Origin of the sequence: methanotrophic endosymbiont of Bathymodiolus puteoserpentis (Logatchev), from assembly GCF_900128525.1 — a bacterium.
Lineage (GTDB): Bacteria > Pseudomonadota > Gammaproteobacteria > Methylococcales > Methylomonadaceae > Methyloprofundus.
In genome coordinates this window covers 23,169-43,709 of the sequence record NZ_FQTQ01000108.1, presented here as the reverse complement: position 1 = coordinate 43,709, position 20,541 = coordinate 23,169, and the positions used below count along the sequence as shown (strand labels likewise).

Annotated in this window: 24 protein-coding genes and 1 pseudogene; 20 read left to right on the top strand and 5 right to left on the bottom strand. The window is 40.0% G+C overall.

Annotated elements, in window-relative coordinates:
• Positions 1–21: 21 nt before the first annotated feature.
• Both BQ7314_RS08915 and smpB read right to left on the bottom strand, forming a co-directional pair.
• Complete coding sequence (locus tag BQ7314_RS08915) at positions 22–588, bottom strand: hydrolase (protein ID WP_174483356.1); 567 nt, start codon at positions 586–588, stop codon at positions 22–24.
• Positions 589–600: 12 nt separating this feature from the next.
• Positions 601–1,083: an SsrA-binding protein SmpB gene (smpB, locus tag BQ7314_RS08910; protein ID WP_174483355.1), complete on the bottom strand. Its 483-nt coding sequence runs from the start codon at positions 1,081–1,083 to the stop codon at positions 601–603.
• 180 nt (positions 1,084–1,263) lie between these two features.
• On the opposite strand from smpB, the gene BQ7314_RS08905 reads away from it, so the two are divergent.
• The 3 genes from BQ7314_RS08905 to BQ7314_RS08895 all read left to right on the top strand — a co-directional run bounded on the left by BQ7314_RS08905 (position 1,264) and on the right by BQ7314_RS08895 (position 3,381).
• The gene (locus BQ7314_RS08905; RefSeq protein WP_174483354.1) at positions 1,264–2,595 is read left to right on the top strand and encodes a sodium-dependent transporter; all 1,332 of its coding nucleotides are present in this window, start codon (positions 1,264–1,266) and stop codon (positions 2,593–2,595) included.
• Positions 2,595–3,029: a type II toxin-antitoxin system RatA family toxin gene (locus tag BQ7314_RS08900; RefSeq protein ID WP_174483353.1), complete on the top strand. Its 435-nt coding sequence runs from the start codon at positions 2,595–2,597 to the stop codon at positions 3,027–3,029. Before BQ7314_RS08905 ends, BQ7314_RS08900 begins: the two co-directional genes overlap by 1 nt.
• A gap of 76 nt (positions 3,030–3,105) precedes the next feature.
• On the top strand, positions 3,106–3,381 hold the full coding sequence (locus tag BQ7314_RS08895) for an RnfH family protein (protein WP_174483352.1): 276 nt from the start codon (positions 3,106–3,108) through the stop codon (positions 3,379–3,381).
• 53 nt (positions 3,382–3,434) lie between these two features.
• Here BQ7314_RS08895 and BQ7314_RS08890 read toward each other — a convergent pair whose 3' ends face one another.
• Positions 3,435–3,890, bottom strand: coding sequence for an outer membrane protein assembly factor BamE (locus BQ7314_RS08890; RefSeq protein WP_174483351.1), 456 nt, complete (start codon positions 3,888–3,890; stop codon positions 3,435–3,437).
• A 213-nt stretch (positions 3,891–4,103) separates the two neighbouring features.
• Here BQ7314_RS08890 and fur point away from each other — a divergent pair, with 213 nt between their 5' ends.
• The 5 genes and pseudogenes from fur (at position 4,104) to BQ7314_RS16090 (ending at position 6,772) form a co-directional block, all read left to right on the top strand.
• The gene (gene fur / locus BQ7314_RS08885; RefSeq protein WP_245394955.1) at positions 4,104–4,529 is read left to right on the top strand and encodes a ferric iron uptake transcriptional regulator; all 426 of its coding nucleotides are present in this window, start codon (positions 4,104–4,106) and stop codon (positions 4,527–4,529) included.
• Between the two features lie 41 nt (positions 4,530–4,570).
• Positions 4,571–5,818 carry a lipoprotein-releasing ABC transporter permease subunit gene (locus BQ7314_RS08880; RefSeq protein ID WP_174483350.1) on the top strand — a complete coding sequence of 416 codons (1,248 nt, stop codon included), beginning with the start codon at positions 4,571–4,573 and terminating at the stop codon, positions 5,816–5,818.
• Complete coding sequence (gene lolD / locus BQ7314_RS08875) at positions 5,811–6,491, top strand: lipoprotein-releasing ABC transporter ATP-binding protein LolD (protein WP_174483349.1); 681 nt, start codon at positions 5,811–5,813, stop codon at positions 6,489–6,491. The genes BQ7314_RS08880 and lolD overlap by 8 nt, the downstream gene beginning before the upstream one ends.
• A 52-nt stretch (positions 6,492–6,543) precedes the next feature.
• Positions 6,544–6,643, top strand: a pseudogene (locus BQ7314_RS16095) (Zeta toxin family protein); the annotation flags it as partial.
• Between the two features lie 3 nt (positions 6,644–6,646).
• Positions 6,647–6,772, top strand: coding sequence for a hypothetical protein (locus BQ7314_RS16090; protein ID WP_425356640.1), 126 nt, complete (start codon positions 6,647–6,649; stop codon positions 6,770–6,772).
• A 381-nt stretch (positions 6,773–7,153) separates the two neighbouring features.
• Here BQ7314_RS16090 and BQ7314_RS08865 read toward each other — a convergent pair whose 3' ends face one another.
• Positions 7,154–7,663 carry a DUF2062 domain-containing protein gene (locus tag BQ7314_RS08865; RefSeq protein ID WP_174483347.1) on the bottom strand — a complete coding sequence of 170 codons (510 nt, stop codon included), beginning with the start codon at positions 7,661–7,663 and terminating at the stop codon, positions 7,154–7,156.
• A gap of 53 nt (positions 7,664–7,716) precedes the next feature.
• Between BQ7314_RS08865 and BQ7314_RS08860 the strand changes: the two genes are divergently transcribed.
• From BQ7314_RS08860 to BQ7314_RS08815, 10 genes are all read left to right on the top strand, one after another.
• Positions 7,717–9,975 carry a DNA internalization-related competence protein ComEC/Rec2 gene (locus BQ7314_RS08860; protein WP_174483346.1) on the top strand — a complete coding sequence of 753 codons (2,259 nt, stop codon included), beginning with the start codon at positions 7,717–7,719 and terminating at the stop codon, positions 9,973–9,975.
• Positions 9,976–10,065: 90 nt separating this feature from the next.
• Positions 10,066–10,515 (top strand): SUF system Fe-S cluster assembly regulator, encoded by a 450-nt coding sequence (locus BQ7314_RS08855; RefSeq protein ID WP_174483345.1) that lies wholly within the window; start codon positions 10,066–10,068, stop codon positions 10,513–10,515.
• Between the two features lie 24 nt (positions 10,516–10,539).
• Complete coding sequence (sufB, locus tag BQ7314_RS08850; protein WP_174483344.1) at positions 10,540–11,988, top strand: Fe-S cluster assembly protein SufB; 1,449 nt, start codon at positions 10,540–10,542, stop codon at positions 11,986–11,988.
• Between the two features lie 99 nt (positions 11,989–12,087).
• Positions 12,088–12,837 (top strand): Fe-S cluster assembly ATPase SufC, encoded by a 750-nt coding sequence (sufC, locus tag BQ7314_RS08845; protein WP_174483343.1) that lies wholly within the window; start codon positions 12,088–12,090, stop codon positions 12,835–12,837.
• Complete coding sequence (sufD, locus tag BQ7314_RS08840) at positions 12,837–14,162, top strand: Fe-S cluster assembly protein SufD (RefSeq protein WP_174483342.1); 1,326 nt, start codon at positions 12,837–12,839, stop codon at positions 14,160–14,162. Before sufC ends, sufD begins: the two co-directional genes overlap by 1 nt.
• A gap of 15 nt (positions 14,163–14,177) precedes the next feature.
• The gene (locus tag BQ7314_RS08835) at positions 14,178–14,444 is read left to right on the top strand and encodes a DUF2442 domain-containing protein (protein ID WP_174483341.1); all 267 of its coding nucleotides are present in this window, start codon (positions 14,178–14,180) and stop codon (positions 14,442–14,444) included.
• Positions 14,441–15,664, top strand: coding sequence for a cysteine desulfurase (locus BQ7314_RS08830; RefSeq protein ID WP_174483340.1), 1,224 nt, complete (start codon positions 14,441–14,443; stop codon positions 15,662–15,664). The genes BQ7314_RS08835 and BQ7314_RS08830 overlap by 4 nt, the downstream gene beginning before the upstream one ends.
• A 27-nt stretch (positions 15,665–15,691) precedes the next feature.
• Positions 15,692–16,144, top strand: a complete 453-nt coding sequence (sufU, locus tag BQ7314_RS08825; protein ID WP_174483339.1) for a Fe-S cluster assembly sulfur transfer protein SufU — start codon at positions 15,692–15,694, stop codon at positions 16,142–16,144.
• Between the two features lie 2 nt (positions 16,145–16,146).
• Entirely contained in the window at positions 16,147–16,914 is a 768-nt protein-coding gene (locus tag BQ7314_RS08820; RefSeq protein WP_174483338.1) for a class I SAM-dependent methyltransferase, read from the top strand.
• Positions 16,915–16,924: 10 nt separating this feature from the next.
• Entirely contained in the window at positions 16,925–17,245 is a 321-nt protein-coding gene (locus BQ7314_RS08815; RefSeq protein ID WP_174483337.1) for a non-heme iron oxygenase ferredoxin subunit, read from the top strand.
• 54 nt (positions 17,246–17,299) lie between these two features.
• Here the strand turns inward: BQ7314_RS08815 and BQ7314_RS08810 are convergent, their stop codons facing one another.
• Positions 17,300–17,686: a hypothetical protein gene (locus BQ7314_RS08810; protein WP_174483336.1), complete on the bottom strand. Its 387-nt coding sequence runs from the start codon at positions 17,684–17,686 to the stop codon at positions 17,300–17,302.
• A 187-nt stretch (positions 17,687–17,873) separates the two neighbouring features.
• On the opposite strand from BQ7314_RS08810, the gene prfB reads away from it, so the two are divergent.
• Both prfB and lysS read left to right on the top strand, forming a co-directional pair.
• Positions 17,874–18,972, top strand: a protein-coding gene (gene prfB, locus BQ7314_RS08805) for a peptide chain release factor 2 (RefSeq protein ID WP_174483335.1) whose coding sequence is annotated in 2 segments (ribosomal slippage) — positions 17,874–17,948 and positions 17,950–18,972 — 1,098 coding nt in all. Because the reading frame shifts where the segments join, the coding sequence is not laid out codon by codon here.
• A 35-nt stretch (positions 18,973–19,007) separates the two neighbouring features.
• Complete coding sequence (gene lysS, locus BQ7314_RS08800; protein ID WP_174483334.1) at positions 19,008–20,513, top strand: lysine--tRNA ligase; 1,506 nt, start codon at positions 19,008–19,010, stop codon at positions 20,511–20,513.
• The last annotated feature ends 28 nt before the right edge of the window (positions 20,514–20,541 follow it).

Here is a 20,541-nt window from a genome sequence, read left to right as displayed (position 1 = left end):
TCTTTATGGGACTAAATTGCTTTAGCGTAGTAGCGCTGCTATGGCTGGAAAGTGTTCATGTTGCGAAGTTTTAAGCCATTCGAATAGTACAGATTCAAAGTTACTAATGGTTGCGCCTTGTGCTTGTAGACGTTGTAAGGCATAAAATTTATTTTCTGCTTTACGTGAACAGACGGCATCTTCAACGATATGGACTTGATAGCCTTGCTGCATAAGCTCTAGTGCTGTTTGTAAGATGCAGACATGCGTTTCTTGGCCGACAATGATAATTTGTTTACGTGCCTTTTTTTCTAGTGTGGCTGAAAAATTATCCGCGGCTAAACAAGAAAATCCCGTTTTTTCAAAATGTGCTGTGTTTTCCTTTAATTTTTCACGGAGGCTTGCTACTGTTGCTCCTAAGCCTTTTGGGTATTGTTCGGTGATAATGATTGGTACATTCAGTAAATTAGCCGCCTCAATTAATCGTGTGCTGTTTTCTAACATATCTTCAGCATTGCCTTCAGGCATTGCCCCTGTTAATTTGTCTTGAATATCAACGATTAAAAGTAGGCTATTATGGCTATTAAGTAAATTGGGGTGAGTTGTCATTGTGGGTTTGAATTAATTAAGTTTTAAATTACGTGCTTTTTCTCGCTGCCAATCACGGTCTTTTTCTGTGGCGCGTTTATCGTGTAGCTTTTTACCTTTGGCTAAGCCAATTTCTAATTTGGCACGGCTATTTTTCCAATACATAAAGGTGGGTACTAAAGTAAAGCCTTTGCGTTCTACACTGCCGATAAGTTTGTTAATCTCTTGGCGTTTTAACAGTAATTTACGTACTCGAGTTGCATAAGGTGTGACGTGGGTTGATGCGCTATTGAGTGCAGAGATATGCATGCCAGATATCCAGACTTCGCCATTTTTTATAAAGACATAGCTTTCTTTTAGTTGCACTCTACCAGCGCGTAGGCTTTTTACTTCCCAGCCTTCTAAGACTAAACCCGCTTCAAAGCGTTCTTCTATAAAAAATTCATGTGCAACATAGCGGTTTTTGGCGATAATATTATCGGTTTGTTTTTTTTTCTTGGATGATTTTCCAGCCATTAGGTGTCCAAATCTGTTTTTAAACGATGGTAAAGGGTATACTCTACACGGATAATTTAGGCGTTATTTGTGTTTATGCCATTTTAAACATTGGGTAATTAGCCTGCTTAAGAATGAACATATCAGTATTTTACTTTATTTACTGATAAAAACTCAATTTTCAAACGCGTAGGTAGTTTAATGACTGGTACAAAGAAATCTATACATGGAGAGTGGTCTTCACGTTTCGCATTTATCTTAGCGGCAACAGGTTCTGCAGTGGGCTTGGGTAATATCTGGAAGTTCCCTTATATTACCGGTGAAAATGGGGGGGGGGCTTTTGTTATTGTCTATTTATTATGTGTGGCTGTTATCGGCATCCCTATTATGATTGCTGAAACGATGATGGGACGGCGCGCGCGTCAATGCCCGATTAATGCTTTGGAAACTTTAACTGAAGAGGCGGGAGCTCATAAAAATTGGCATTATTTAGGCTGGCTGGGTGTGATCGCTGGATTTCTAATTTTGTCTTATTACAGTGTTATTGCAGGTTGGGCACTGGCTTATGTTGTTAAGGCATTTACGGGGAGTTTTTCGGGTGAGAGCGCAGCACAAATAAGTGGCCTTTTTAGTGATTTACAAGCGAGCCCAGGACAACAGATTTTCTGGCATACGGTCTTTATGGTGGCCACTATGTCGGTGGTTGCTCGTGGTGTGCAAGGTGGGTTAGAAAAGGCTGTACGCCTTTTAATGCCAAGCTTGTTTGTTTTGCTGATATTGTTAGTGGCTTATGCAATGACGACAGGGGCTTATATGCAAGGTTTAGAATTTTTATTTAAACCTGATTTTAGTAAAATGACGGGGGATGGCGTACTGACTGCCATGGGGCATGCATTTTTTACTTTGAGTTTAGGCATGGGGGCGATTATGGTCTATGGTTCCTACTTACCTAAAGGCATTTCTATTGCTAAAACCTCTATTCTTATTGCCGGAGCCGATACCCTGGTTGCTTTGTTGGCTGGTGTTGCGATTTTTCCTATTGTGTTTGCTAATGGTTTAGAGGCGAGCGCAGGCCCTGGGTTAATCTTTCAAACTTTACCGATTGCTTTTGGCAATATGACTGGCGGCTGGTTATTTGGGGTGTTATTTTTTGTTTTGTTGGTCTTTGCGGCGATCTCTTCGGCGATTTCATTAATTGAACCGGCTGTTGCTTGGGTTGTTGAAAATTATGATGTAGATCGTAAACAAGCCAGTATTTATATGGGGGTAGGTACGTGGGCCTTAGGTTTAGGTACGGTATTTTCTGAAAGTTTTTTTGAGAAGATAGATTATTTAACAGCGAACCTCATGTTACCGTTAGGGGGCTTAGGTATTGCCTTATTTGCTGGACGGGTGATGTTGCAAAAACATACTCAAGCTGAGCTAGCTTTGGATAATGAAATAGAATATACAGCTTGGAAGTTTTTAGTTAGCTATGTGACACCTGTGGCTGTTTTCTTGGTGTTTTTACATGTATTAGGGGTGTTTGGCTAATGGCAATCGTTGAAAAAAGCGCATTAGTTAAATTTTCGGCACAGCAGATGTTTGCTTTGGTTGCAGATATAGAGTCTTATCCTGAATTTTTGCCCTGGTGCACGGGTAGTAGGATTATTAGCCGGGAAGGTAATATTGTTGAGGCAGAGTTGCAAATTGCTAAAGCAGGGTTTAAACATGCTTTTGCGACGCGCAATATTAACGATGAAAGTGAACTGCGTATTACTATCTCTTTATTACACGGTCCTTTTTCATCATTAGATGGTGTATGGAGCTTTATGCCACTACGTGAAGATGCAAGTAAGATTTCTTTGGACTTAGAGTTTGAAATGAATGGGGTGTTAGCTAATTTTGCATTTGGTGCTGTCTTTAATCAAATTTGTAATACCATGGTGACTTCGTTTACTGAGCGCGCAAAGCAGATATATACTTAGTATAGTAAGCCTACTTTGCAACATAGAAAAAGGTATAACGGATTGTTTTTAACTTATTACGGGGCTTATCTTAGATATGGAGGTTGAAGTCGCTTATGCGACGCCTGAGAAACAGTTAATTTTAACCGTTGAGGTGGCAGTGAGTTGTACCGTTGAGCAGGCGATCGTTTTATCAGACATAGTCAGTTACTTTCCTGAGATAGATTTGGCTAAAAATAAGGTGGGTATTTTTAGCCAAATTTGTTCACTTAATCAGTTGTTACAAGAAAATGATCGTGTTGAAATTTATCGTAATTTAGCACTTAATCCGATGGATGCGCGCAGGCAACGAGCCATACAGCAAGGGCGCTAGTGTAGCAATCCTTTATTACTGATATAAAAACGATATAACGCAGTGTTTTTGAGTTATGAATCGTCTCCAAAAGTAAATAAGCCCACTATTATTTCGTATAAGGTCTTTTTCAGCTCGCGTTTCGGAGCATCTATGGTAATTTCTTTAGGTGGCGGGGGAGGCGGGTTCGCTTCGGGTGCTAAATCGCCTTCGATATGGACTAAATTATCACCGCTAAAAAACAAAGCAACGCGCTCTTGGACTCTGTCTTCGTGCCCAGGCTGTTGTGAGTAGATATAATCCCAGCGGTTTGTCGTGAAAGGGTCGATGAGTAGTGGAGAGCCTAGAACATAAATGACTTGGCGCTTAGTCATATTAGGACGTAACTGGTTGATCATTAATTGATCAATAACGTTGCCTTGGTCGATATCTATTTTGTAAACAAAAGGAACATCGACGGCAAGGGTTGAACAGGCTGTGGTGATGCTAAATGAAATAAGCAGCATGATTCGGCGTAAGATTTGGGACATATAAAAGTATGCTAGCGATTTTGAAGGTAAAAATTTCAGGAAACAGGGTTAGATGTTTGCTTTGTTTAGATTTATGGGTATGCATCATACCTGAACTTCTTTAAAACTTAAAAAGTGAATTCCAAGTATTTAACTTGGTTTTTTCTTTATTCGTCTGAAAAGAACTACAATGTAAGCAGGTATTAAGATTAAGTTAGGGGTAAGGTGGATTGTATGGGAGATAAACGAGTGGAAATTCAAGAATTAAGAGATGTGGGCTTAAAAGTCACTTTGCCGCGGGTAAAGATTTTAGAAATTATGGAGCGTGAAACCCATAAGCGCCATTTGACTGCTGAGCAGGTTTATAAAATTCTATTAAGTGAAAATGAAGAAATTGGGTTGGCGACGATTTATCGTGTCTTAACTCAGTTTGAAGCGGCAGGGTTGGTGAACCGGCATCATTTTGAAGGGGGGAATTCAGTTTTTGAATTAAACAAAGGGAAGCATCACGATCATGTCGTTTGTGTTAAATGCGGTAAAGTCGATGAATTTACTGATGAGGTAATTGAAGAACGTCAAGATCAAATCGCTAAAAAATTAGGCTATGAGTTAACCGATCATAGTTTGTATCTTTATGGTTTATGCCCCAACTGCCAATAAATCTATAGGCAGTTTTTCTTAGTTTACTATTGTAATTTTATATGTTTAAACCGCTTACTTTATACATCGGTTTGCGCTATACGCGCGCGAAACGTCGTACTCAATTTATTTCTTTTATTACTTTAACCTCTGTTTTAGGGATTGCTCTAGGTGTCACTGCCTTGATTACTGTTTTGTCAGTGATGAATGGTTTTGAAGCCGAGCTACGTCAGCGTATTTTAGGTATGACAGCGCACTCTACTGTCACAGGGCGTGGTGGGCAGCTTGATGATTGGCAGGTCTTAGAGAAAGAACTGCAAAACTTCCCTCATGTACAAGGTACTGCGCCGTTTGTGAATGGTCAGGTGATGGTTAATGCAGGGCGCAGAGTGAGTGGTACTGCTTTGCGGGGGATTTTGCCTGAACAAGAGTCAGCTGTTTCTGAGGTGGGTGAAAAGATGCAGATTGGTGCCTTAACTGACTTGCAGGCTGGGAAATATCAAATTGTCCTAGGTTCTGAATTAGCCACTTATTTAGGTGTTATCGTGGGGGATAAAGTGACGGTGATTAGCCCACAAGTTAATTCAACACCGGCGGGTATTATTCCACGTTTACGGCGGTTTACCGTGAGTGGTATTTTTGAAGTGGGAATGTATGAGTATGATCGTAATATGGCGATTATTCATATAGTTGATGCTGCAAAATTATTGCGTATGGAAGGGCGTGTTTCTGGTTTGCGCTTGAAATTAGATGATTTATTTAATGCGCCACAAATAAGTCGTGAATTAGCAGAAAAGTTACGTGGACAATATTATGTGAGTGATTGGACAAAAGCACATAGTAACTTTTTCCGTGCTATTCAAACTGAAAAGCGCGTGATGTTTATTATTCTATTGTTAATTGTTGCTGTCGCTGCTTTTAATATTGTCTCAACCTTAGTGATGGTGGTGACTGATAAGCGGGGCGATATTGCTATTTTAAAGACACAGGGCTTAACGCCTCTATCGGTGATGGGGATATTTATTACTTTAGGTTCGATTATTGGATTGATTGGTACGGCTTTAGGTACGGTAGGTGGGGTTTTATTGGCCTTAAACGTAGAAACAATTGTACCGGCGATTGAAAAGTTTTTTGGTGTTAATTTTATGGCGGCGGATGTTTATTATATTAGTAGCTTACCGTCTAAATTAGTTTGGATGGATGTTTATGTTATTGCGATAGTCGCTTTTTCTTTATCTTTGCTTGCCACTATTTATCCTGCTTGGCAGGCATCGCGAGTGAATCCTGCGGAGGTATTGCGCTATGAGTAATACGGTTATTTTGCAATGTCATCAATTAACGAAACGATTCAAACAGGGCGAGCTTGATGTTGCCGTTTTGAAAGGAATTGATTTTTCAGTTTATGCTGGTGAACGCATCGCTATTATGGGGACTTCTGGTTCAGGTAAAAGTACTTTATTGCATTTGTTGGGTGGCTTAGATAAGCCGACAAGTGGTGAAGTGATTTTGGATGGCGTTAACTTAAATACAGTACGTCAAGCAAAATTATCTAAATTAAGAAATCGTACTTTAGGTTTTATTTACCAGTTTCATCATCTTTTAGGTGAATTCACGGTTTTAGAAAATGTCGCTATGCCGGCGCTTATTGGTGGTGCTTCTATTGCATTGGCAAAAGCAAACGCGGAAGAAATTCTACAGCGTGTGGGTTTGGCGCACCGGATTAAACATAAGCCCGGTGAATTGTCGGGCGGTGAGAGGCAGAGGGTGGCGATTGCGCGGGCTTTAATTAATAAGCCTAAGTGTATTCTGGCGGATGAGCCGACCGGTAATCTGGACAGTAAAACGGCTGAAACAATTTATCAGTTAATGTCGGAATTAAATCAAGAATTAAATGTCAGCTTTTTAATTGTTACACATGATCCTGATCTTGCAGGGCGCATGGATAGAGTGCTGCATATGGCTGATGGTTTGATTGTTGCTTAGGCGTGTGAATTCAGTTAAGGAGGCCTTTGTTAGATTTTTCTATGGATAAAAAATTATTATTGCAGGACCTTAATGGTGCAGGGAAAACCACTTTTGCATCGGAGTTTTTACCTAATGAGGCTGGGTGTCCCATTTTTATCAATGCAGAAGTAGCAATGAAACGAGCAGCCATTAAAGCAAGGACATTGGCGCAAATATCTGGTACTGCAATTGTTACCATGAAAGATGGGGTAATTAATGAAGAGTACCCTTGTCATGCGACACAAAGCGTTGCCTTGTAATATTTAATCCTTTGGGAATGCACATTAAATAAAATCCAAAATTTTAGCTTATGAAGCACCGCCAGTCCTTCGAGGACTGGCGGTGCTTTTATTATTGAATTTTGGGCATCTTTCATGGAGTACCAAAAGTAGATTACACTTTTAGCACCTATTTAATATGTTTCGTGGGAGCGGTTTTAGCTACGATAGTTCAGACCACTATCACGGCTAAAGCCGCTCCCACTTAAAATGTAAACAGAGGAATGAAGGGGGCCAAATTTTGATTCCTGGGAGATATATTCCCCCTGCTACTTGCAGTGATTAAAAATTATTGTGAGGAAATCTTGGCTTTTGGGCAAACCATCCAAATATTCCGCTTGCTTTTGGCGGGGATGTTTATTTTTATTTATGAGGGCGTGCATTCCAATGTTTAACAACATTCCAGCGCCAGAAAGAACGAATACCAAAATAGCCAACAACAGAAGAAATAATACCAAGGATTAAGCACCCTACTAGAAAAGGGCCACCTATATCATTTAAGTTTGCCATAATGCTATCGACAGAAAATTCAAAAGTTGAGTCTGGTGAGGGTTGCCCTAAAGACCATAGCCCAACCAAGTAAGCAAAGTAAAACATAGGCGGCATAGTTAGTGGATTAGTAATCCAAACTAAAGCGACTGAAATGGGTAGGTTGGCGCGAAAATACAGTGCGATAATGGCAGCAATCACCATTTGTCCAGGGGTTGGAATCCATGCTGCAAATAGGCCAATGGCAAAAGCAGCAGAAACTGAACGTCGATTTAGGTGCCAAAGATTAGGGTCATGCAACTTATCACCTAAAAAGCTGAGATTTTTATGCCCTTTAATGGACTCAGGTGATGGCATGTATTTTTTTAGTAGTTTTTTTGGCATGACTGATGATTCCGTATAGATACATTAACCTTTAAGTGTAGCAGGTTTTAGTTGTGCTTTTATCTGTTTTGTCATTTTTCTTGGGTATTGTAAGTTTGCAACAATGGGCAGTGCTACCTAGTGTCTGGTCTTTAGCGAGCGTTTTTTTTCTGGCTCTGGTGCTGCTTTATTTTAAGCAAAAGCGAGTTGCGTTTTTCCTGTTAGGTTTTGTTTGGGCCGGTGCTTTTTCTGGGTATTTTTTAAGCCATTCCTTGATGCCTGATTTACAGGGCGAAGAGTTATTGATTAAGGGAGATATTGTCGGTTTACCTGAATACAATGATCGACGTGTGCGCTTTGATTTTAAAGTGACGCATGCTGCTGTCTCATTGCCTGATAAATTGCGTTTGAGTTGGTATTATCCGCCGAAAATAGTGTCTGCGGGTCAAACATGGCAGTTTTTTGTTAAATTAAAAGCGCCGAATGGAACTTTAAATCCGGGTGGTTTTGATTATGAAAAATGGTTGTTTGCTCGGCATATTGGTGCGACTGGATATATTCGTAAAGCAGGTCAGGCAAAATTATTAACGACACAAGCTATATGGCAGAACATTTCGGTAGTGCGTCAGAGTTTGCTGGATTTATTGGCACAGCAAAAGATAAGTGCCGATAGCTTGGCTTTGGTTAAGGCGCTCACTTTAGGGGATCGTAGTTCACTTTCTACATCGCAATGGCAAGTCTTAGCGCAAAGTGGTACGGCACACTTGATGGCTATTTCTGGGCTCCATATCGGCTTGGTGGCAGGCATGATTTATTGGCTGGCTTTCCAGTGCTGGCTGCGCATCCCTTATAATTCATATTCAGCGCCTCAAGTGGCAGCTGTTTGTTCATTTTTAGCCGCTTTATCTTACGCTGCATTAGCGGGTTTTTCTATCCCGACACAGCGCGCTTTAGTGATGGTTAGTGTATTTATGCTGACGATATTGTTACGCCGACATGTGAAATCTTTGGATATTTTTGCTATTGCGTTGTTAGTGGTATTGCTGATTGACCCGATGGCAGTGTTATCGGTGGGCTTTTATTTATCTTTTCTGGCTGTTTTTTGTATTATCTATGTGCTTTCTGGGCGCTTAGGCCGAGAAAATCGTTTTCTTAGTAGTCTTAAATTGCACTTTGTTGTTGGTCTTGGCTTATTGCCGGTTTTACTGTTTTTCTTTCAGCAAGCTTCCTTGGTTTCGCCCGTTGCTAATTTTCTTGCGATACCTATTGTCAGTTTTTTGGTAGTGCCGCTGGCTTTATTTGCTGTCGCTTTACTGCCTGTTATGCCAGATAGCGCCGCTTTTTTATTGCAGATTGTCGATAGTGTGTTGCAGTTTCTGTGGCAGGTATTAGTCTTTTTAGTTGATCTTCCGCTGGCTAGTATTGTATGGCCTCAGCCTGAGCTATGGCAGATTGTTGTGGCCATGCTCGGTGTGTTTTTATTGTTAGCGCCACGGGGGATTCCTGCGCGTTATATGGGCTTTATTTTTATATTGCCTTTAATTTTAGTACATAAAGATAAACCTGCAGTGGGTATGGCAAGTGTCACTTTATTAGATGTCGGTCAAGGTTTGGCCGTTGTGGTGGAGACCACTGAGCATACTTTGGTCTTTGATACGGGAGCACGATTTTCTGATAGTTTTGATATGGGCAGAAATGTTGTTTTGCCTTTTCTACGGTATCAGCAGATTAATCGCATTGATACATTAGTTATTAGTCATGCAGATAATGATCATATTGGTGGTGCGCAATCACTATTAGCAGGGATGCCAGCTAAAGAGGTGCTGAGTAGTGTGCCTGAGCAGTTAGCAGCTTATAAGGCGCAAACTTGTTATTCGGGGATGAGTTGGCAGTGGGATCGGGTGAAATTTCGTCTATTATCGCCACCGAAGCTGGCTCTGAAAGGTGAAAATGACAATTCTTGTGTGTTGAAAATTGAGACAGCACAGGGGAGTTTTTTATTAACAGGGGATATTGAAAAGACGGCTGAAGCATTTTTAATTGAGCAGTCTGACAGTCTGTCAGCAGAGGTGTTAATTGCTCCGCACCACGGTAGTAAAACGTCTTCGAGTGCTGGCTTTTTAGCGGCTGTAAAGCCAAGTATTATTTTGATTCCAGCAGGAGCGCCTAATCGATTTGGTTTTCCGCATGCGCAGGTGATCGATAGATATAATAAAATAGGAGTAGAATATTTTATAACAGGTGATGCGGGCGCATTAACGGCCAATTTTTACCAAGGAAAGGTTGAAGTTGAAAGCTATAGAGAAAAATATCGCCGCTATTGGAATAGGTAGGCAAATCAAGAAAATGGCATAAAATAATAACCAAGCTATTTACTATGGAATTAAATAGGACTAAAATGGTCCTATATTAAGGGAGTGATTATGCTGCGACTGGGTAAATTAACTGATTATGCAACGGTTATTTTGAGTTTTATGGCTAAAAATCAGGCGCACAGGTATGCGGCGTTGGAGATTTCTTCAGCAACAGGAATCGCTTTACCAACGGTCAGTAAAGTTTTGAAATCATTGCTTAAGGCGCACTTATTAAGTTCGGTGCGCGGTGCTAAAGGGGGCTATATTTTAGTACAAACACCAGACAAGATCACCGTTGCTAGTGTGATTACAGCATTAGAAGGCCCTATTTCTTTAACTGAATGCAGTTCAACAGATCATAGTTGTGATCAAGTTGCGGCATGTCAAATAGGGAATAATTGGCGTGTTGTTAATCAGACCGTTCAGCAAGCATTAGAGTCGGTGACTTTAGCTGACATGATGTTGCCTGTTAGCCTCCCTAAAGAAATTACTGTGCCAGTGGCCAGTTTATATCGTTAATAGATTAAAGATTAAAGAGTATTTATGTCATCAAGCGCACAAGAAATTGACAATCTGATTGGTCAAAAATATAAAGAAGGCTTTGTCACTGATATTGAAGTGGATACCTTTCCACCGGGATTAGATGAAGAGGTCATTGCTAAGTTGTCGGCCATTAAAGGCGAGCCTGAGTTTATGCTGGAATATCGCTTAAAAGCATTTCGTCATTGGCAAACAATGAAAGAGCCTGATTGGGCGCAGTTAAATATTGAGCCGATTGATTATCAAGCGATTAGTTATTATTCTGCGCCTAAAAAAGATTCGGACAAGCCGCAAAGTTTAGATGAAATTGATCCGCAATTATTAGAAACGTATAAGAAACTAGGCATTCCTTTAGATGAGCAAGAGCGCTTAGCTGGCGTTGCGGTTGATGCGGTTTTTGATAGTGTTTCGGTAGCGACAACTTTTAAAGGTAAATTGCACGATGTAGGGGTTATTTTTTGCCCTATTTCAGAAGCCTTACAAGAACATCCAGAATTAGTTAAGCAGTACTTGGGAACGGTTGTTCCCGAAACGGATAATTTCTTTGCCGCTTTAAATGCTGCTGTCTTTACTGATGGTTCTTTTGTGTATATTCCTAAAGGCGTGCGTTGCCCCATGGAATTATCGACCTATTTTCGGATTAATGCCGCTAATACCGGACAGTTCGAGCGCACCTTGATTATTGCCGATGCAGATAGTCATGTGAGTTATTTGGAAGGCTGTACTGCCCCTATGCGTGACGAAAATCAATTGCACGCAGCTGTTGTTGAATTGGTCGCACTGGATAATGCCGAGATTAAATATTCCACAGTACAAAATTGGTATCCCGGCGATGAAAATGGTGTTGGTGGCATTTATAACTTTGTTACTAAGCGCGCTGAATGTCGTGGTGTCAACTCTAAAGTCTCGTGGACGCAAGTAGAAACCGGCTCGGCGATTACTTGGAAATATCCTAGCTGTGTTTTATTAGGTGAAAATTCGGTCGGTGAGTTTTATTCCGTTGCTTTGACTAATAATTATCAGCAAGCCGATACTGGCACTAAGATGATCCACATTGGTAAAAATACACGCAGTACCATTATTTCTAAAGGTATTTCGGCTGGGAAATCGCAAAATACTTACCGTGGCCTAGTTAAAATAGGTAAAAATGCAGAAAATGCCCGTAATTATACCCAATGTGATTCTTTGTTAGTGGGCGATAAATGTGGTGCCCATACCTTTCCATATGTGGAAGTGAAGCAACCTTCTGCACAAGTTGAGCATGAAGCGACTACTTCAAAAATCAGTGAAGATCAATTATTTTTCTGTCAACAGCGTGGTTTATCTGCTGAAGATGCAGTCTCAATGATTGTTAATGGGTTTTGTAAGCAAGTTTTCAAAGAATTACCGATGGAGTTTGCAGTGGAAGCGCAAGCTTTGTTAGGACTTAGCTTGGAAGGTTCTGTCGGTTAGTCAAATATTATCGGTTGGGTTAGCTTTTCCTTGTTTAGTAATAAAAGTTTAGTCAACAAAGCGATACAAATTTATAAAAAATAAAATCAGGTAAATAGAATGCTTAGCATAAAAAATCTTCATGTCAGCGTAGGTGATAAGCCTATTCTTAAAGGTATCAACTTAGAGATTAACGCAGGGGAAGTGCATGCGATTATGGGGCCTAATGGTTCAGGTAAAAGTACTTTATCTCATGTATTGTCTGGGAAGTCAGGTTATACCGTTACTGAGGGAACCGTTACTTATAAAGGCAAAGACTTATTAGATATGGCGCCTGAGATAAGAGCGCGTGAAGGTATATTTTTGGCGTTTCAATACCCGGTAGAGATTCCAGGTGTCAGTAATATTTATTTATTAAAAGCGGCTTTAAATGCAATGCGTATTCATCAAGGCTTACCTGAAGTCGATGCGTTTGATTTTTTAACTTTAGTTAAAGATAAAGTTAAATTATTGGAAATGGACGAGAAGTTTTTATATCGTTCAGTCAATGAAGGGTTTTCGGGCGGCGAGAAAAAACGCAACGAGATTTTACAGGCAGCTATTTTAGAGCCTAGTATGTGTATTTTAGATGAAACCGATTCAGGTTTGGATATTGATGCCTTGCAAGTGGTTGCGGCTGGTATAAACTCATTACGCGCAGCAGATCGTTCATTTTTGATGATTACTCATTATCAACGTCTTTTAGATTATATTAAGCCAGATATTGTGCATGTTTTGGCAGATGGCAGGATTGTTAAAACAGGTGGCCCTGAGCTGGCTTTAGAGTTAGAAGAAAAAGGATACAGCTGGGTTCAAGAGCAGGTGGCATAATGAGTGCTGAGCAAATAAATAGCCAATACCCTGCTGAATATGCAAAAGTCGAAGCCTTATTGCCTGGGCAATCCGTTAGCTGGTTAAAGACATTAAGAGAACAAGCTCTGGCCTTTTTTTCTAGTCATGGTTTCCCGTCTTTAAGAGAAGAAGAGTGGCGTTATACTAATGTTTCTGCTATTGAGAAAAAATTATTTTCTCCCGTCGTGCATGATGAAATCGGTGCGCTGGATGTCGGTAGTTTAGATACTTATCGTCTTGAAAATGCTTGGACTATTGTTTTAGTTGATGGGCATTTTTCGGCGGCACTGTCTGATTTAGAGGGTTTGCCTAGCAGCGTTCGTGTCTTAGATATGGCAAGTGCTTTAGAGCAATATCCAGATGAGCTACAGAAATATTTTACGCAGGCAGTGAGTTATAAGCAGCATGGCTTTGTGGCTTTTAATGCGGCATGGTTTACTGATGGTGTTTTTATTCATGTGCCAAGCAAAGAAGTGTTAAGTAAGCCAGTGCAGATCATACATGTTGTGACTCAGGCTGATTATATGAGCAATACGCGCCATATTATTACTATTGATAAAATGGCTCAAGCTGAAGTGATTGAAACTTTTATTGGTTGCGATGATGCCTATTTATCAACTGCAGTGACAGAAGTTTTCGTTGGTGAAAATGCTGATTTAACGTTGTATAAATTGCAATTGGAAGGTGAGAAAGCCTATCATTTTGCTGGAACTTACGTTAAACAAGAAGCTAATGCTCGCTTTAAGCATCATAATTTTGCTTTTGGCGGCTTGTTAGCTAGAAATGATATACGTACTGATTTAGGGCGGGCCTCTGAATGCGAATTAAATGGTTTATATCTTGGTATTAAACGACAACATATTGATAATCATACCCGCATTAATCATTTGCAGCCGCATGCAATCAGCCGTGAGTTATATAAGGGCGTATTGGATCAACGAGCACGCGGTGTTTTTCAGGGGCGTGTTGTTGTGGCTGAATATGCACAAAAAACTAGCTCAGAAATGAATAACCGTAATCTTTTGTTATCTAATGATGCTGAAGCTGATACTAAACCGCAATTAGAAATTTATGCAGATGATGTCAAATGTGCACATGGTGTTACGGTGGGACAATTAGATGAAAAATCTATTTTCTATTTGCAATCACGTTGTGTTGATGAAGCAACGGCTAGAAATATGCTAACCTTTGCTTTTGCAAATGAAATGGTTTTTAAGATTAAAATCAAAAATTTACACGACCAGATATTAGAGCAATTATTGGCTAGATTTCCGCAAGAAGGCATTCAACAAGAGTGGTTGTAGTATAAAGAATAGATTATGAGTCCAGCTGTTTTTAGACATTTAGCTGAGATAACAAATATTTCAGCTAATGGAGTATGGTTGTTGACTCATGATAAGGCGTTATTTATGCCGTATGATGAGTTTCCTTGGTTTGCCGAACAGTCTATAAAATCGATTATTAATGTAGAAGAAAGTTCTGACAATCATTTTTATTGGCCTGACTTTGATGTTGATTTGACGCTTGATATGATTGAGCACCCTGAACGCTTCCCGCTTAAAGCAAAAAATATAGAAGTAGCATGACAATATTTCCCGTAGAAAAAATTCGCGCAGATTTTCCCATTTTAAAAGAGAAAATACGTAATAAATCGTTGGTGTATTTAGATAATGCCGCCAGCTGTCAAAAACCCCAGCAGGTTATTGATAGTATTGTGCATTGTTATAGTCATGAGTACGCTAATGTGCATCGTGGCGTACATACTTTAAGTGTGAGAGCGACCGACCGTTATGAAGGCGCACGCGAAAAAGTAAAAGACTTTATTAATGCGCAAAGTACAAAAGAAATTATTTTTGTGCGGGGTGCAACTGAGGCGATTAATTTGATCGCGCAAACTTTCGGTAAAGCGAATATTAAAGCGGGTGATGAGATATTAATCACTGCGATGGAGCATCATTCTAATATTGTACCTTGGCAAATGCTGTGTAAAGAAACCGGTGCAGTATTGAAAGTTGCGCCGATTGATTTGCAGGGTGAGTTGATTTTCTCAGAATTTGAAAAGTTAATCAGTGATAAAACTAAATTAGTTTCTGTTGTGCATATGTCGAATGCGCTAGGGACAATTAACCCTGTTAAAAAAATTATTGCTGCTGCAAAAGAAAAAAATATCCCTGTTTTATTGGATGGTGCGCAAGCGATTCCACATATGTCTGTCGATGTGCAGGCTTTGGATTGTGATTTTTATGTGTTTTCTGGACATAAATTATATGCCCCTTCAGGTATTGGTGTGCTTTATGGTAAGCAAGCTTTATTAGAAGCGATGCCTCCTTATCAGGGGGGAGGAGATATGATTCGTAAAGTGACTTTTGCCGAAACTGAATACAATACCTTGCCTTATAAATTTGAAGCAGGCACGCCAAATATCGCCGATGTTATTGGTATGGGGGCAGCAATCGATTATCTAAATGAAATCGGTATGGACAATATTGCGGCTTATGAAGCAGAATTATTAGATTATGCGACTGAGAAAGCAAGGCAAATTAAAGGCCTGCGTATTATTGGTGATAATAATAACAAAGGTGCGATTTTATCCTTTGTTTTAGATAAAATTCACCCGCATGATATTGGTACGATGCTAGATAGTTTAGGTATTGCGGTACGTGCAGGGCATCATTGTGCTATGCCAGTAATGGATTTCTTTGCAGTGCCAGCAACGGCACGCGCTTCTTTTGCTATGTATAATACTAAAGAAGAAATTGATGTCTTGATAGCAGGTATTGAAGACTTAATTAAAATTTTCGGCTAAACAGTCGGAATGTAAACTGAGAAGACTATGTTTGATGATTTACGTGACCTTTATCAAGAGGTTATTTTTGACCATAATAGAAATCCTCGTAATTTTCGTGTTATGGAGGATGCAGATCGTAAAGTAGAAGGATTTAATCCTTTATGTGGTGATCGTTTGACACTATTTTTGAAAATGGATGGTGATAAAATTATTGATGCCAGTTTTCAAGGCTCCGGCTGTGCAATTTCTACTGCCTCAGTTTCTTTAATGACTGAGATTGTGAAAGGTAAAACGGAAGCGGAAGCAGAGGATTTATTTCGTCAATTTCACGAGATGACCACAGGCAAAGAGGACAAAATTGACCTCGAAGCGATTGGTAAATTAGCGGTTCTAGCGGGGGTTCGTGAATATCCAGCGCGAGTGAAATGTGCGACTTTAGCTTGGCATACTTTAGATGCTGCGCTAAAAAATGAGCAAGAAGCGATTTCGACTGAATAGCAATGCCTGAATATAGCGGTAAATTAGCTGTTTTACATAACGAACAATATGCGCTTAATGTCTCTCAAGCCTTAGCTGATCGTTTGGCAGTGCCGCTATATCTTAATGTGGATAAAAATACAGCGGAAGATTTCTTTTTATCATGGCGTGACGGCTGTTTGAAGTTATTGGATAAAGAGCTGTTAAAAAAAGGCGGTTTAACCGTCGATATAGAGCCTAGAAATGGTGAGCAGCGTTCTTGGCCAGCCCCTAAAAATGGTGCTTTGGCACAGGCCATTGGTCGAAAAACTAAAACGGTGATTGATGCGACTACTGGCTGGGCGCAGGATAGTTTGCATATTTTTCGTATGGGCTATGAACTTCGTTGCATCGAGCGTTCAGCGGTTATGTTGGAGTTATTAGGCGATGCTTATCTGAGGCTTGAACAGCTTGATTGGGTGCAAAGATTGAGTTTATCAGTGCCTGAATTAATCGCTGGTAATGCTATTGGGGTTCTTTCCGAATTAACAGAAGCGCCTGAGTGTATTTATATCGATCCTATGTTCCCACCTAAGCGAAAGAAATCGGCTTTACCTAAGAAATCTATGCTCATTTTGCGTGATTTATTGGGTGATGATATGGATAAAGAGCAATTATTTTCTACCGCTATGCAGGCTACGGCAAAAAGAGTTGTGGTGAAAAGTCCTGACTATGCTGAGCCAATGGGTGGGACGCCGAGTGCAAGTTTCAAGGGGAAGTTGCTTAGGTATGATGTGTATTTAAAAAATTAAGGGTAAAACGATGTCGGAATGGGTTGATGTAGTGGCTGAAAGTGCTTTAGCAATAGGCGAACATTTAGTTGTCGATGTTGATGGTATTGATGTTGCGGTTTTTAAATTGGAAGATGGGTTTTATGCTTTAGAAGATGTCTGTACGCATGATGGAGCAGAAATAGGTAGCGGTGCTGTCGATGGGGATGAGATTGTTTGCCCTCGGCACGGTGCGAGGTTTTGTATTAAAACGGGGCAAGTAAAAAGTGCACCTGCTTATGAAGATATAGCTAGTTTAGAGGTGAGAGTTAAAGCAGGGAGAGTAGAAGTAAAAGATAGTCGCTGGGATTAAATTGATTAAATAATAGAGTGGCTAACCACTCTATTATTTAGAGAACCGTAAACCTTATAGGAAATTGTGTAAATCTTTAAAGCGTTTTTCAGCTTCTAATAAATGTGAATCAGCAGGTTGAAGAGCCGCTTTTCTGACTTCTCCTCTCGCTTTATTTAAGTAGCTAGCTGCTTTTTGACGTTTTCTATCAACGAGATCGTTAGCATTAATCTCTTTGTTTAGGTTTTTTGCATCTCTGATAAGGCCTAAAATAGTGGCATTATCAGCACCGTTGTCAATCGCATGTCTTGCTTCCATGATTTTTTCAACAGTCATGTTAATCGCTTCATCAGGCTCAAAACAAGTTCTTCCGTCTTCACACTCTGCTAAAGCAGCAGTAGAAAAAGCTCCCATTGAAGCGCCAAGGAAAGCAGATAGTAGTAATGGTTTTAATAATTTCATGTAGCCCTCATGTTGTTTTTAGTTATAGTAAGACGTAGCTAAGCTTACTAAGCTACGAATTCTTGGTCATTCTAGCATAAGAATGATAAACAACAATGCAATTATTTGCAGGCGGAAATAAGTAATAAGTAGTATATAATGATGCGCTTTTAATGATTTTCCTGATTATTCGGATAATATTAAGTCAATGCAAGAAATAAATCCTATTACCAATAAAATTTCAGATTTAAAGAGTCGTACCGAGTCACTTAGGGGGTATCTTTGACTTTGATGTTAAAAGTGAGCGTTTAGTTGAGGTTTTACGCGAGTTAGAAAGCCCAGATATATGGAATAATCCAGAGCAGGCACAAGCGCTGGGGAAGGAGCGAGGACAACTCGAGACGGTAGTTAATACTATTAATGAGTTGAACGATGGTTTGGGTGATGCCGCTGAATTACTTGAGATGGCCGTTGAAGAGTCAGACGAAGAGACTATTAATGCAGTTATTGCTGATTTGAAAGTGTTTGAAGCTAAAGTAGCCAGCTTAGAATTTCGACGCATGTTTTCTGGTGAAATGGATGTGAATAATGCCTTTTTAGATATACAGTCGGGATCAGGTGGTACAGAGGCACAGGATTGGGCTGCTATGATTGAGCGTATGTTTTTGCGTTGGGGTGAGCGAAAAGGCTTTAAAACGGAATTAATTGAAGAGTCACAAGGTGATGTCGCTGGTATCAAAAGCGCTACAATCAAATTTGAAGGTGAATATGCTTTTGGTTGGTTGCGCACAGAAACGGGTGTGCACCGTTTAGTCAGAAAGTCGCCGTTTGATTCAGGTAATCGTCGGCATACTTCATTTGCATCTGTCTTTGTTTCACCAGAAGTTGATGATGATATTGAGATTGAGATTAATCCTGCAGATTTACGTATTGATGTGTATCGCGCTAGCGGCGCAGGCGGGCAGCATGTTAATAAAACAGAATCGGCAGTACGTATCACTCACCTCCCTACAAATACTGTTGTGCAATGTCAAAATGGACGCTCACAACATAAAAATAAAGATGAGGCAATGAAGCAGTTAAAATCTAAGTTATATGAGCTGGAACTGCGCCAGCGCTCTGAGTCGCAACAAACAGTGGAAGATGGTAAATCTGATATAGGCTGGGGCAGCCAAATTCGTTCTTATGTGTTAGATCAATCGCGTATCAAGGATTTGCGTACTAATGTGGAAACAGGTAATACTCAAGCTGTATTAGATGGTGATTTGGATCAGTTTATTGAAGCAAGCCTAAAAAGTGGTTTGTAAATCTATTTTAATTTAAACCTACAATTAAAGTGAAAATGTCAGAATTAGAACAGGACGAACAAGAACAAATTAAGCAGCGTCGTGCAAAATTAAATGTTTTACGTGAAAATGGGGGGATTGCTTTCCCAACTGATTTTCGTCGTAATGTCGTTGCGGGTGAGTTAATTGCAGAATACGATACAAAAACTAAAGAAGAATTGGATGCAGGGGAGCCGATTCGCGTTAAATTAGCGGGCAGGCTAATGACGCGCCGAGTTATGGGGAAAGCAAGTTTTGCTCATATTCAGGATATGTCAGGTAAAATCCAGCTTTATGTGACGCGCGATACTTTAGCTGAAGGTTTTTATAATGAGCAGTTTAAAAAATGGGATATAGGCGATATTATTGGCGCTGAAGGTGTTCTATTTAAAACAAAAGTGGGTGAGTTGAGTGTTAAAGTTGATGATATTCGTTTATTAACAAAAGCATTGCGCCCTTTGCCTGAAAAATTTCATGGTATTGCGGATCAAGAAATTAAATACAGACAGCGTTATCTGGATTTAATTATGAGTGATACATCACGTGAAACTTTTTTGATGCGTTCAAAAATTGTTGCTTATATTCGTCATTTTTTAACGGAGAGGAATTTTCTTGAAGTTGAAACACCTATGATGCAAGCCATTCCTGGAGGGGCGACAGCTAAGCCTTTTGAGACGCATCATAATGCGCTAGATATGGGACTGTATTTACGTATTGCACCTGAATTGTATTTAAAACGTTTGGTTGTCGGTGGTTTTGAACGAGTATTTGAAATTAACCGAAATTTTCGTAATGAGGGTTTGTCTTCTCGGCATAATCCAGAATTTACTATGATCGAGTTCTATCAGGCTTATGCCGAATACGGTGATCTGATGGATTTAACGGAAGCAATGTTAAAAGGTATTGCTGAAGAATTACTAGGGAATAGTCTTGTCACTTATCAAGGAGAAGAGTACGATTTTGGTAAGCCATTTGAGCGTATGACAGTTTTTGATTCTATTTTGCATTTCAATCCTAACTTGACACCTGCGGATATTAGTACTCGTGAAGCGGTGGTGAAAGTAGCTGAAAATCTTGGTATTCCGGTTAAAGAAGGTTATGGTTTGGGTAAAGTGCAAATCGAGATTTTTGAAAAAACAGTTGAAACTCGTTTGATGCATCCGACTTTTATTACGGCGTACCCTGTTGAGGTTTCACCGTTAGCACGTCGTAATGATGATAATCCACATGTGACTGATCGTTTTGAGTTTTTTGTAGGGGGGCGTGAAATTGCCAATGGTTTTACTGAGTTAAATGACTCGGAAGACCAAGCTGAACGATTTTTAAAACAAGTTCAAGAAAAAGAAGAGGGTGATGATGAAGCAATGCATTATGATGCGGATTATATTACTGCATTAGAGCATGGTATGCCGCCGACAGCTGGAGAAGGGATTGGTATTGATCGTTTGGTTATGTTATTTACTAATTCACCGTCGATTCGTGATGTTTTGTTATTCCCACATATGCGTCCGAAGGCTCAGTAAGAGTTTGAACTAAGCAGAAAAAAGCCTC